Here is a 12806-nt window from a genome sequence, read left to right on the forward strand (position 1 = left end):
TGCTCCCTCGGCAGGTCGGCTGCGCCCTCATCCGACTCCACGACCAGCAAACCCTCGAGAAAAGGAACTCCTTGTCATGAAAACGCTCACCACCCGGCGCCGCCTGGTCGCCGCGGCTGCAGCCTTCGCGGTGGCGGTCAGCCCGCTCGCCGTCGGTGCCGTCAACGGCTCCTCGAGCGCGGCTCCCGTCCGTACGGCGGCGACCGCGGTCGACACCACCTACCTGTCCGACACCTTCCCGGGCCTGTCGGCGAACCCCGTGCTGGAGACGGTCACCTACGACCGGTTCCAGTGGCTGCTCCAGCAGTCCGGCCAGCTCGCCTTCGTCATCGGCTCGGCGAGCGACACCGACTTCCCGGCCAAGGTCGTCGCGGCGGAGGCCGCGGCCAAGGCAGCCGGTGCGGCCAAGGTCTACTGGTTCGACCCGAACCTGACCGGCCTGACCGGGGTGCGGAACCTGAACACCCGCAACCCCGGAGGCATCAACCTGGTCGCCGGTTCGCAGACGATCTTCGGCAACACCTGGAAGAACCTGCTCGGTCAGTACCTCGGCAACGGCATCAAGTCGGTCCCGAACGCGGGCGGCACCGCCGTCACGGTGACCGCGGACGACACGGTCGTGAACGACGTCGACGCTCCTCTGTGGGACTACCGCACCTCGCCGACGCAGGCGCCGGTCGGAGCCGCTGACGACATCTTCTTCGTCTACGACAAGGCCGGCACCGGCACGGGCGGTGCCCCCGACAAGATCCGGTCCTCGGTGAACCTGTCGACCACCGACACCGCCAACGTCGGATCCGCGGTCACCGCGGCCCTGACCGCCGGTGGCGGCGCGGCCGGCATCGACCAGATCTCGCAGTTCCAGTGGTGGAAGTCCGCGGCCAACAAGAAGCACGACCTGGCCTACCCCGACGACGCCCGCTACGGCGGCGACATCCTCGAGGACTCCGACGACGCAGACACCTTCCGGGTCAAGCAGATCACCTACCCCGAGCTGGTGCACCTGCTCGACGTCAAGGACAGCGCCAGCAAGAACTTCGTGATCCTGTTCGGTGGCACCTGGTGCCACAACACCCGGGCCGTCCTCAAGCACGTGAACCAAGAGGCGCAGGAGAACGACGTCACCACGGTCTACAACTTCGACCTGGTCCTGGACGGCGGCACCACCAACGGCACCAACGGTGGTTCCAACCCGATCCACGTCCGTGACAACGCCAACAGCGGCGCGACCACGAACTTCCGCCCGTCCTACGTCTACGGCGACGTCGTCCGGAAGTACTTCAAGAACCTGGTCACCGAGTACGACCCCAACACCGGCACCCGGGTCTCCTACTTCCCGAACGGCGACCTGACCGCGTTCCCGGACGTCGTCCGCAAGCTGCAGGTCCCGTTCCTGATCAACTACCAGCGCGGTGACGGCACCAACCCGTCGAGCACGGCGATCAAGCGGCAGTGGATCCAGCAGAACACCGACTCCTCGACCGGTCTGCCGACCTTCCGGGAGTACATGACCGAGTGGTGGTTCGCGAAGCCGTCCGCCCAGATCGGCCTCGGCTTCGCCATCCCCGCGGACGAGAGCACCCTGGACCCGGCGCAGAAGACGCAGCTCGCCCAGGCTCGCGCCAACGTCGCCTTCGCCCAGGACGGTCTGGCCAAGCTGGACGACTTCTTCGGTGGCCTGCCCGGCGCCGTGGTGTCGACCCAGACCGTGACAGCTCCCGCCGTCGCGTACGGCGTCGCCCCCAAGGTGACCCTGGCGATAGCGAACAAGTACGGCCGTATCCCGGCAGGCAACGCCAAGCTGACCGTTGCCGGTACCGAGCACACGGTCGCGGTGGCCCAGAACGCGGCGGTCTTCACGCTCGCCAAGCTGGCGCCGGGCACGTACCCGTACACGATCACCTACACCGGTGACGACCAGATCGTCGGCTTCACCAAGACCGGCAACGTCACCGTGACCAAGGCCAAGGTCGTCAAGGTCGCGGGCGGTGTCGTCAAGGCGCCGACCACGAAGAAGGCCGGTCAGTACAAGGCCAGCATCGCCACGCCCACCGGACTGGCGAAGGCGACCGGGAAGGTCACCTTCACCCTGACCAAGGGTTCGACCAAGAAGGTCGTCGTCGGGACGCTGAACTCCCTCGGTGCGGTCACCGTCACGGTGCCCAAGCTGCCCAAGGGCACCTGGAAGGTGACGGTCTCCTACGCCGGCGACAGCCGGTACCTGGGGTCGACCGCCGCGGGCGGCTCGATCGTGTCCAAGAAGAAGAAGTAGTCGTTGGTCGGGCTTGTCGAAACCCCTGGTTCCGGCAAGACCGACCACGGTTCAGAGTGCCCGGACCGGTCGCGAGAGTTGCACCTCGCGGCCGGTCTGGCGTTTCCGGGTGCTCCGTCGCAGCGACCACCAGACCAGGGCCAGCGCCCCGTCGGCCAGGGTGTGCAGCACCCGTGCGAGCAGGGCCAGGGCTGTGGCGGGACCGACGCCCAGCAGGGGAGTGAGCAGCAGCACGAACACCGTCTCCCGTGCACCGACGCCGGCCGGCGCGAGGACGACCAGCACGCCGACCGCGTACGCCGCGGCGAAGGCACCGCCGAGCGCGGCGAGGTCGGACCACGGTGCACCCGGGACCAGCAGCACCAGTGCCACGGCGTAGGTGAGCCAGGCAAGCGCCATCAACGCGAGCACCTCGAGCGTGCGCACCCACGAGAGCGACACGTCCTGCGTCGCGATCGCGACCGCCACCCGGCGTACCAGGGGTGGCGTCAGCCCGATCAGTGCGACCCCGAGCGCGACCACGGTCAGCCAGGTCGGCCAGGGAGCGTCCAACGCGCCCGAGAGCAGCACGGCGGCGCCGAGAGCCACGGCGGTGGCGACGTGGTAGCCGAGGAACAGGAGTCCTCCCGTCACGGTCGAGCGAGCGGGGACGTCGTACCGCCGGGCCAGGTCGGCCTGGGCGCCGATCGACCAGACCGAGCCCGGGATGTACTTGCCGAGCTGACCGACGAAGAAGGTGGCTTGCGCGTCGACGTACGGGAGCGAGGCGCCGAGGATGCTCATCAGCCGCTGCCACAGGCGCCCCGTGACCAGCAGGCCGAGGACCACGGCGGCGAACGCAACCAGCAGGCGCGGCCCCGAGGTGTCGCCGAGCGCGGCCCCGATCTCTTCCCAGCGTCCGCGCAGGCCCAGCCAGGCGAACCCGAGGACCGCCACGAGGAACAGGCCTCGCAGCGCCACGGTCCAGCGCGACTCAGGCACGCAGTCTCACCAGAGCCGTGCGGGTCGGGTACGGCAGGGCCGGGGTCATGCCGCGGGTCCACTCGACGTCGACCGGGACGGGGGAGTCGGCGATCGCGTCCCGGTAGCGCTGCCGGTCGACGTTGTCGAAGACCAGCACACCGCCGGGGGCGAGCCGGCTGATCGCCCTGTCGTAGCAGGCGCCGCGGGCGCGGCCGTCGACGACGATGACGTCGAAGGTGCCGTCGACGTGGTCGACCGCCTGGACGTAGTCGCCGAAGTCGAGGCCCTCGAAGCCGTCCTTCGCGGACAGCACGTCCGTCGCGCCCCCTGATGCCGCTGCAGGCTCGACGACCTGGACGACGGCGTTGTCCGGCAGCACCGGTCGCACGATCCGGGCCCAGGCGGCGTCGTGCTCGACCGAGGTCACCGAGCCTGCGCGACGCGACAGCCAGGCGGTCGAGGCGCCGGAGCCCCACTCGAAGACCCGGGCGTCCGGTTTCGCGGCGAGAAAGGTCTCCACCTCGTCGGAGGCGCGGAAGGTCCACCACGGGACGTCGTAGGGGAGCAGGTCCTCGAGGTCGTAGATCGAGAACAGGGAGCGGAACCAGAGGCCCCGGCGCGAGCGTGCGGCCCAGCGGTCCAGCAGGCCGAGGATGCCGACGGCGGCGAGGGCGCGCCGCAGGGCACGGATCGCGGTGACGTAGATCGACTTCATTTCTTTCCTTCCAGGAGCCGGCCCGGCGGTGCTGCCGGGACCAGGGAGAGACCGGTGATCCGGAGTCCGGCGGGGCTGCCGTCGGGTCGGTCCAGGACGACGACGACGCCGGAGGCGGCTGCCTGCTCGGCGGTGAGGCGGACGTGCAGGACGCCGGGCGCCGCCACGGACAGGGGCGCCTCGCTGTCGCCGACGTGGGCGACCAGTCCCTCGGCGGCATCGCCGGTGACCTCCAGGTCGCACCCGCGCGGGCACGGGGCTGCCGGGCGGAACGCAATCGCGGCGGAGGGCCCGCGGGTGTGCAGCCGGTGGTCGCCGGGCCACTGCTCCCAGCCGTCCACGGCGTACCGCCAGAGGTCCCCGTCGGCGGCCGTGCCGAGCGCGGGGTCGTCGGCCGTGACCGGGCGGGTGCCGAGGACCGACGGCTGGAGGTCGCAGCGGGCCAACGAGGTCAGCACGATCGTGAAGCCGTGCCGTCGCCGGGTCACCTGGTCCTCGACCGTGCAGGACTTCGGCGGCCGGTCGATGAAGACCGCGCGGAACGCGCTCGCGGCGGCAGGGGAGACGGGGAGCCGTTCCGGGGCGAGCGGGCCGTTCGGCTCGGTGCGGCAGTCCAGGCTCCGGGTGGTGGAGAAGAGGCCGCCGTTGACGAAGCGCAGCGCCCGGCTCCTGTCGGGCGTCTCCATCGCCTTGCACAGCAGCTGACCGTCGACGTCGCGACCGTTCACGAGCTCGGGGATGCTGACCCGCCAGTAGTCCCCGCCCGGGCGGGCGTCCGGTGCGGCACCCGGTGCGACGATCAGGTCGGTGGCCAGGTTCGCGTAGGTGGTCTGGTACGGCTGCAGGGTGATCTGGTCGATCATCGGCAGGACCAGTGCAGCGGCAGCCGCGACTCCGACCCAGCGGACCCGCGACGGGCGGACGTGCTCGAGCCACCAGGCCATCCCGAGCGCCCCGAGCACCGCCACCGCGGGCGCGGCGAAGAGCAGCTGGCGCAGCCCGTGGTACAGGTCCGAGCCCATCAGGATCGCGACCACGGGCAGTGCCGCGGCCTGGACGCCGACGAGCGCGATCCGCCCGGCCTCGACGGGTTCGTCCCGCCAGCGACGCAGCAGCAGCGCGACCCCGACCACCATGCCGGTGAGCACGAAGATCAGCAGCAGCGTCGGCATCTCCTCGGCGACGTGCCGAGGGACGTAGAGGCGGTCGGACTTCTGGCCCTCGAGGAAGCTGGAGGAGGACTCGCTGGTCCCCGGAAGGGCACGGACCGGGTGGCCGAACAGGTTCGGGTAGATCGCGATCAGTGCCGCGGCCGCGGCAGCGCAGGCGCCGGCGATCTCGACGAGTGCGACCGTGCGCTCCTCCGAGCCGAGCCAGTTCGCGACGGCGGCGACGACCAGGACCGCGAGCAGGCCGGGCCACATGCCGGGCCGGGTACCGAGGGCCAGCACCAGGCCGGCGGCGAGTGCGACGAAGCGACCGACGCGCAGCGCTCGTCCGGCACCGCGCTGCCGGACGAGGAGCACCAGCCCCAGCGTCGCCAGCGTGTAGCCGGTGGCCACCGGCACGTCCTTGACGTTGAACATCGCGTGCCCGGTCCACATCGGTACGGCGGCGAGCACCGCGGCGGCCACCAGGCCCCAGCGCCAGCTCCGGAGCAGCGCCCGACCGAGGGCGGCGACCGCGAGCAGGCAGACCGTGCCCAGGACGACGACGCCGAGGTGCCGGACGTCGTACGCGTGCGGGGTGGTGGAGACCTGGTTCCAGCCCTCGACGCCCCACAGCACCGACCAGCCGTGCAGCAGCAGCATCGCGACCGGCCCGTAGACGAAGGTGTTGGTGCCGTCGCTGCCGGGACCCTCGCTGGACCCCACCTCGGGGTAGTCCCAGTCCAGGGCGAACCAGCCGGTGTGGAAGAAGTTGTCGAGCCGCATCACGTGGATCGGCTCGTCGGTGGTGATCCCGGTGCGGAACGCCCCGAGCACCGCCAGCACCAGGCTGGTCGTCAGGACCAGTCCGCCGGCGACGACCAGGACCCGCGGTGGCGGACGCCGGTCCCGGGGAGTCGAGCGTCCGGTCACGTGCGCTCGCGGTTCCGCGAGTACACCTGCAGCTCGGCGAGCAGCCCGAACAGCACCAGCTGCAGTCCGCCGAGCGCGAGGACGACCCCGGCGATGAGCAGCGGCCGGCCGCCGATCGCCTCGCCGGAGACCTTCTCGACCATCAGGTAGCCCATCGCCAGCGCGCCGGCGGCGAAGCTCGCGAGGCCGAGGCCGGAGAAGAGGTGCGAGGGTCGGCTCTCGTAGGTCATCAGGAAGCGCACCGTGACCAGGTCGACGAACCCGCGCCAGAACCGGGCCAGGCCGTACTTGCTCTTGCCGTGCAGCCGCTCGTGGTGCTGGACAGCCACCTCGGCGGTCCGGAACCCGAACCAGTGCGCGATCACGGTCAGGTAGCGGTGCAGCTCGCCGTACATCATCGGGGCAGCCTGCCGGGCCACGTCGGCCCGCATCACCTTGAAGCCGGAGTTGAAGTCCTTGCCCGGCGCGCCGGAGAGTCGGGCGGTCACGCCGTTGTAGAGCTTCGAGGTCACCCGCTTGACGAAACGCTCCTTGCGGTCGTGGTTGCGGGCACCGGTGACGAGGTCGGCCCCGTCGGCGAGCCGGGCGAGCAGGATGCCGAGCTCGGCCGGGTCGTCCTGGCCGTCCGCGTCCATCATCGCGACGACCTCGGCACCCTCGGCCAGGGCGTACTCGAAACCGTGCTTCAGAGCGGTGGCCTTGCCCTGGTTGCGGCCCAGGGAGATCGCGTGCACGCGGCGGTGCCGGTCGGCTAGGTCGACGGCGACCGGGTAGGTCTTGTCGGTCGACCCGTCGTCGACGACGAGCACGTGGCCGTCGACGTCGATGAGCGCCATCTCGGCGAGCATCCCGGGGATCACGACCGGGAGGTTCTCGACCTCGTTGTAGGCGGGTACGACGACCCAGAGGTTGGTGGTCATGGTGCGACTCCTTCTTCGATGCGGAGCGAGCGGACGTGCAGGGGTCGGGACCGGGGGACCCGGAAGGTGAGCCACGCGGCGTCGGTGCCGGGTGGGAGGCGGACGGTGGTGCTGGTGGTCCCGACCTCGAGGGGCACGGGAGTCCCGTCGAGCGCGGCGGTCAGGCCGACCGGTGCGGTCGCGCCCATCACCAGGCGGCACCCGGTGCGGCAGGACTCCCCGGCGCGGAACGCGAGGGTGGGGGAGCCGGTGGCGGCGTCGAGGCCGACCGTCGAGGTGCGCATCACCCAGCCCTGCGGGGCGTAGGCCCACAGGGCTGGGAGCATGCCGACGTCGAGGGCGTCGCGGCGCAGGGTGACCGTCTCGCTACCCAGCTCGGGCGCGCCCTGGAAGCACTTCGCGACGTAGGTCATCGTGATCGTGCGCAGGTGCCGCTCGCGGGTGACGGCATCCAGCCGGGTGCAGTTGGTCGGCACCGGGTGCCCGCGGTCGACGAGTGCGTAGAAGACGTCGTGCGGCTGGGTCTGCGTCACCGGCAGGCCGTGCGCCTTCCAGGCCGGGGCCAGCGGTCCGAGCGGGTCGGTGCGGCAGTCGACGCTGGAGTCCGAGCTGTACCGGCCGGCCCGCATCGCCTCCGGATCGACGCCGTCGGCACCGGGGGATCCGGCGAGGTCGCCGAGCTGGCTCGACCGGGTCGGTCCGCAGACGACCTGGGCGTCGGTGGGGATGTCGGCGAGCAGCTCGGGAGCGCTCACCCGCCAGTAGTCCGACGGGACCCGGATGCCCGTCGCATCCATCGCGACGTTGTAGTACGTGTACTGGTACGGGAACAGCGTCACCTGGTCGAGCACCGGTGCCGCGAGGGCGACCAGCGTGACCGCGCCGACGACGCGGACGCGTCCCTTCTCCCGCGCCCACCCGAGGACCCGGGCGCAACCGAGCGCGACCAGCACCGCCCAGGCTGGTGTCGCGAAGAGCAGCTGCCGCAACCCGTTGTAGAGGTCGGAGTTGCGGAGCACCGCCACCACCGGGAGCGCGAGCAGCTGGGCGCCGACGAGGGTGAGCCTGGTCGCGTGCGACGTGTCGGCGTCCCAGCCACTGCGGACGAACCCGAACGCTGTGACCAGACCGATCATCGAGAACACGAGCAGCAGCAGCGGGACCTGGGCGAGCACGTGGAACGGGATGTAGGCAGCCGTGACGTCGCGGCCGTCGCGGAAGTTCGCGGACTGCTCGGCCGAGGTGACCAGCTTCCACGGCCGCAGGAAAACGTTCGGGTAGACCACGACCAGGACGGCCGCAGCGAGGACGAGCCCGGAGCCGACCTCGACCAAGGTGCTGCGCCGGGTCCCGAAGCGACCGAAGATCCGCTGCTGCACGGCGAGCCCGACGCCGAGCACGACCAGGCTGGCCGCGAGCGCGGCGATCATGCCTGGCCGGGTACCGATCATCAGCAGGCAGCCGGCGGCCAGGCACGTCACCCGCAACCAGCGCCGCCCGGCGACCGGGGAGACCATCGTGACCAGGGCGAGGGTGACCAGCGTGGAGCCGGTCGCGACCGGGACGTCCTTGATGTTGAACATCAGGTGGCCGGTCCACATCGGCAGCGCCAGCAGGGCTGCGGCGGTGAAGGCGCCCCAACGACGCGACCGGGTCAGGACCGTGGTGATGCCGGCCGCGGCAGCAGTGCCGACCAGGCCGATCAGCACCACCCCGAGGTGGTGCACGTCGTACGCCGCCGGGGTGGTTCCGACGGTTCCCCAGCTCTCGACCCCGGTGAGGACCCCGAGCCCGTGCAGCAGCAGCATCGTCACCGGGCCGTAGACCAGCGTGTTGGAGTCGCCCGACGCGGCCTTGTCGCCGTCGACCGCCCAGTCCAGTGCGAACCAGCCGTGGTCGAAGTAGTTGTTCAACCGCATGACGTGGAACGGTTCGTCCCAGGACACCCCGGTGCGGAACGCTCCGAGGACGGCCATCGTCGAGCCGGCGAGGACGACCAGGTAGCTGACGCGTGCGAGCAGCACGGGCTGCTCAGGCGTCGCCCGATGTTCACGCTCGGGTTCACGTCGGCGGCGCGCGACCGACGGCACCTCGGAACGTGCCAGGGCTGTGCTCACGCCTCGATGGTCACGACGCGATCGAAACGGTGGGTGGCGTGCGTGGAAACGTCGTGTGGCGCACCCGCAAACGGGCGAAGCACCTGCGCACCCGGTAACCTTCCCCCTTGTGGCTACCCGCGACTACGACTCCGAGATCAAGCAGCTCCAGGCGACGATGGTCACCATCGGCAAGGTGCTCGACCTCGACGACATGCGCCGCGAGATCGCCTCGCTCGGCGAGGAGGTCGCCGACCCCAACCTCTGGGACGACCAGGCCAACGCACAGCGGGTGACCGGTCGGCTCTCCACCCTGCAGGGGGAGATGGAGCGGTTCACCTCGCTCGAGGGTCGTCTCGAGGACGTCCAGCTGATGGTGGAGATGGCTGCGGAGGAGGGCGACGAGACGGCGCTCGCCGAGTCGGAGGCCGAGCTCGAGCGGATCAGCAAGTCGATCGAGCAGCTCGAGGTGCGCACGCTGCTCAACGGTGAGTACGACGCCCGGGAGGCGATCGTCTCGATCCGCTCCGGCGCCGGTGGCGTCGACGCCGCCGACTTCGCCGAGCAGCTGATGCGGATGTACACCCGCTGGGCCGAGCGCAACAAGTACGGCGTCGAGGTCTTCGACGTCTCCTACGCCGAGGAGGCCGGCATCAAGTCGGCCGAGTTCGCCGTCCGGGCGCCCTACGCCTACGGCACGCTCTCGGTCGAGTCCGGGACGCACCGCCTGGTCCGGATCAGCCCGTTCGACAACCAGGGCCGTCGGCAGACCAGCTTCGCAGCGGTCGAGGTCATCCCGCAGCTCGAGCAGACCGACGACATCGAGATCGACGAGAACGACATCCGCGTCGACGTCTACCGGTCGGGAGGTCCGGGGGGACAGTCGGTCAACACCACCGACTCCGCGGTCCGGCTCACCCACATCCCCACCGGCACGGTTGTCCAGTGCCAGAACGAGAAGTCGCAGCTGCAGAACAAGGCCTCCGCGATGGTCGTCCTCAAGGCCAAGCTGCTCGCACTGAAGAAGGCCGAGGAGGCCGCCCTCAAGAAGGACCTCAAGGGCGACGTCCAGGCCAGCTGGGGCGACCAGATGCGCAGCTACGTGCTGAACCCGTACCAGATGGTCAAGGACCTGCGGACCGAGTACGAGTCCGGCAACCCCCAGGCGGTGCTGGACGGCGACATCGACGGGTTCCTCGAGGCCGGCATCCGCTGGCGCCGGGGCGCCGCGCTCGAGGACTGAGCTGTGGCCTGCTACTAGGCGACCTTCTCAGGCCACCTCGAGCGCGTCCGCCACGGCGGCGCACCACGCGTCCGTGCGTGACCGGATCGTGGCGAGCTGAGCGTGGCTGGTCACCTCGCAGGTGAGCCAGCTGTTGCCGAGCAGGCCGGCGTACCGGATCCGGGTCGCGTTCCCGGGGGCAGGGCAGCGCTGGACGAGCGACGGCGTCCCGAAGCCGACCTCCGTGCGGGTGCGGCAGCCGGACTTCTTCTGCACCGAGGCGAGCGTGGACCGGGCGAAAGCGGGGTCGACCGGGCGTGCGAAGACCCACGCCCGGGCGTTGTCCCCGCTGGGCGCCGACCAACCGCAGCCCAGCTCGTGGGCCAGGTCGGAGGGGGAGCCGGGGACCGGGTCGCCGTTCCCCCACGTCCGCGACGAGGTGGCCTTCGCGCCCAGCGCCGCGGTCACGGACTCCGTCGGGACCAGGTCGCAGAACGGAGCCCGGGCGATCCGGATGCCCGTGACGTCCAGGTCCGCGATCGAGGTTGGTGCCTTCTCGACGGGCTCCTCGTCGCCGCCGCAGCCTCCAGCGAGCAGGGCACAGGCGAGCGCCGCGGCGAGGCCGAGCCGGGGAAGACGCATGCGGGCGAGATTAGCGCCACACCGGGCCGTGGCGTCCCCGAACCCTTGGGTGCTGCGACCTAGAGTGGCTTGGTGGTCGGAAGACCTACGCGCCGTACGGCGTGACTTCCCTGCTCCCGACACCGACCACACCCGATCACTGTGATCCGATTCGAAAATGTCTCCTCGACCTACCCGGGTCAGTCGCGCGCCGCTCTGTCGGACATCACCGTCGACATCGAGAAGGGCGAGTTCGTCTTCCTCGTCGGGACCTCCGGCTCCGGCAAGTCGACCTTCCTGCGCCTGGTGCTGCGCGAGGCCCGCCCGAACCACGGTCGGGTCTACGTCGCCGGCAAGGAGATCAACCGGCTGGCCAGCTGGAAGGTGCCGGCGCTCCGCCGCAAGATCGGCACCGTGTTCCAGGACTTCCGCCTGCTCCCGAACAAGACCGTGAACGAGAACGTGGCGTTCGCGCTCCAGGTGATCGGCAAGCCCAAGAGCCACATCGACCGGGTGGTCCCCGAGACCCTCGAGCTGGTGGGCCTGGAGGGCAAGGGCGACCGGATGCCCGACGAGCTGTCCGGTGGCGAGCAGCAGCGTGTCGCGATCGCCCGGGCGTTCGTGAACCGTCCGCAGATCCTCATCGCCGACGAGCCCACCGGCAACCTCGACCCGAACACCAGCGTCGGGATCATGAAGCTGCTCGACCGCATCAACCGCACCGGGACGACGGTGATCATGGCGACCCACGACGCCGGCATCGTCGACCAGATGCGCAAGCGGGTCATCGAGCTGTCCGACGGAAACCTCGTCCGGGACCAGTCCCGCGGCGTCTACGGCTTCCAGCACTGAGGCGGGGGATTCACTCATGCAGATCAAGTACGCCTTGTCCGAGACACGAACCGGTCTGCGCCGGAACGTCTCCATGACGGTCGCCCTCGTCGTGACCATCTTCATCTCGCTCACCCTGGTCGGGCTGGGCATCCTGCTCAACACCCAGGCGAACAGCGCCCGCGAAGCGTGGGGGGACAAGCTCCAGCTGACCGTCTTCCTCTGCAACAACGCGCCGGCCGCTGACGCTGCCAACCAGACCGGCCCGTGCACCTCCGGGGAGACCACCCCTGCTCAGAAGGCCGCGATCGAGGACGTCCTCAAGAAGTACCCGGAGGTGAAGTCCTACACGACGCGGAGCAAGGAAGAGGCGTACGCGATCTGGAAGCGGATCTACGACACGCCGCGCAGCGAGGCGGAGAGGGCCGTCTTCAAGACCGTCACCGCGGAGACCATGCAGGAGTCGTACCTGGTGACCCTGGAGGACCCCAACAAGTTCCAGGGGATCACCTCAGCGCTGGAGGGCATGCAGGGCGTGGACCACGTCCAGGACTTCCGGACCGTGCTGAAGCCGCTGTACTTCGTGATGGGCATGTTCAAGTGGGGCGCGATCGGCATCGCGGCCTTCTTGCTCGCCGCTGGTGTCCTGCAGGTCAGCAACTCCATCCGCCTGGCGGTGTTCGCGCGGCGCAAGGAGATCGGGATCATGCGCCTGGTCGGTGCTTCCAACCTGTACATCGCACTTCCGTTCCTGATGGAGACGCTGGTCGCAGCCCTGATCGCCGTCGTCCTCTCCGGCGGAGCCCTGGCTGCGTTCATGGAATTCGCCGTCTACGGCTGGCTCCGGGACAACAGTCGGGTGATGCCCTGGATCACGTGGAGCGACGCGCTCACCGCGGGCTGGATGATCGGCGCGCTCGGGATCGTGCTGACCGTGATTCCGACACTCGTGATGACACGCAAATACCTCAAAGTCTGAGTTCAGTCGACTACTGTCACAAGAGTTCACTTCTTCCCCAATTGAACAGGTCTTCTTGTGGCCAGCACTCTTCCCCGCACGCCTCGCCCTGCCCTCAGCCGAACCC

10 protein-coding genes are annotated in these 12806 nt (G+C 70.0%); 4 read left to right on the forward strand and 6 right to left on the reverse strand.

What is annotated here, in order from left to right; translation table 11 throughout:
• Positions 1-76: 76 nt before the first annotated feature.
• Positions 77-2272 (forward strand): Ig-like domain-containing protein, encoded by a 2196-nt coding sequence (locus ABIE44_RS15015; protein WP_209715870.1) that lies wholly within the window; start codon positions 77-79, stop codon positions 2270-2272.
• A gap of 51 nt (positions 2273-2323) precedes the next feature.
• On the opposite strand, the gene ABIE44_RS15020 is transcribed toward ABIE44_RS15015, so the two are convergent.
• Genes ABIE44_RS15020 through ABIE44_RS15040 form a run of 5 tightly spaced genes read right to left on the reverse strand, consistent with a single transcriptional unit; the run spans position 2324 to position 9068 of the window.
• On the reverse strand, positions 2324-3253 hold the full coding sequence (locus ABIE44_RS15020; protein WP_209715867.1) for a lysylphosphatidylglycerol synthase domain-containing protein: 930 nt from the start codon (positions 3251-3253) through the stop codon (positions 2324-2326).
• Positions 3246-3950: a class I SAM-dependent methyltransferase gene (locus tag ABIE44_RS15025; protein WP_209715863.1), complete on the reverse strand. Its 705-nt coding sequence runs from the start codon at positions 3948-3950 to the stop codon at positions 3246-3248. The genes ABIE44_RS15020 and ABIE44_RS15025 overlap by 8 nt, the downstream gene beginning before the upstream one ends.
• A complete protein-coding gene (locus ABIE44_RS15030) occupies positions 3947-6031 on the reverse strand; it encodes a hypothetical protein (RefSeq protein WP_209715860.1) in 2085 nt (694 codons plus the stop codon). The genes ABIE44_RS15025 and ABIE44_RS15030 overlap by 4 nt, the downstream gene beginning before the upstream one ends.
• Positions 6028-6951, reverse strand: a complete 924-nt coding sequence (locus tag ABIE44_RS15035) for a glycosyltransferase family 2 protein (protein WP_209715857.1) — start codon at positions 6949-6951, stop codon at positions 6028-6030. The genes ABIE44_RS15030 and ABIE44_RS15035 overlap by 4 nt, the downstream gene beginning before the upstream one ends.
• Complete coding sequence (locus ABIE44_RS15040) at positions 6948-9068, reverse strand: hypothetical protein (RefSeq protein ID WP_209715854.1); 2121 nt, start codon at positions 9066-9068, stop codon at positions 6948-6950. Before ABIE44_RS15040 ends, ABIE44_RS15035 begins: the two co-directional genes overlap by 4 nt.
• Positions 9069-9177: 109 nt before the next feature.
• On the opposite strand from ABIE44_RS15040, the gene prfB reads away from it, so the two are divergent.
• Positions 9178-10290 (forward strand): peptide chain release factor 2, encoded by a 1113-nt coding sequence (gene prfB, locus ABIE44_RS15045; RefSeq protein WP_209715851.1) that lies wholly within the window; start codon positions 9178-9180, stop codon positions 10288-10290.
• Positions 10291-10317: 27 nt separating this feature from the next.
• Here prfB and ABIE44_RS15050 read toward each other — a convergent pair whose 3' ends face one another.
• Positions 10318-10911 (reverse strand): hypothetical protein, encoded by a 594-nt coding sequence (locus ABIE44_RS15050; RefSeq protein ID WP_209715848.1) that lies wholly within the window; start codon positions 10909-10911, stop codon positions 10318-10320.
• Between the two features lie 141 nt (positions 10912-11052).
• On the opposite strand from ABIE44_RS15050, the gene ftsE reads away from it, so the two are divergent.
• On the forward strand, positions 11053-11742 hold the full coding sequence (gene ftsE / locus ABIE44_RS15055) for a cell division ATP-binding protein FtsE (protein WP_209715845.1): 690 nt from the start codon (positions 11053-11055) through the stop codon (positions 11740-11742).
• Positions 11743-11758: 16 nt separating this feature from the next.
• Positions 11759-12700, forward strand: coding sequence for a permease-like cell division protein FtsX (gene ftsX / locus ABIE44_RS15060; protein WP_209715842.1), 942 nt, complete (start codon positions 11759-11761; stop codon positions 12698-12700).
• The last annotated feature ends 106 nt before the right edge of the window (positions 12701-12806 follow it).

It is taken from the genome of Marmoricola sp. OAE513 (genome assembly GCF_040546585.1).
GTDB lineage: Bacteria > Actinomycetota > Actinomycetes > Propionibacteriales > Nocardioidaceae > Marmoricola.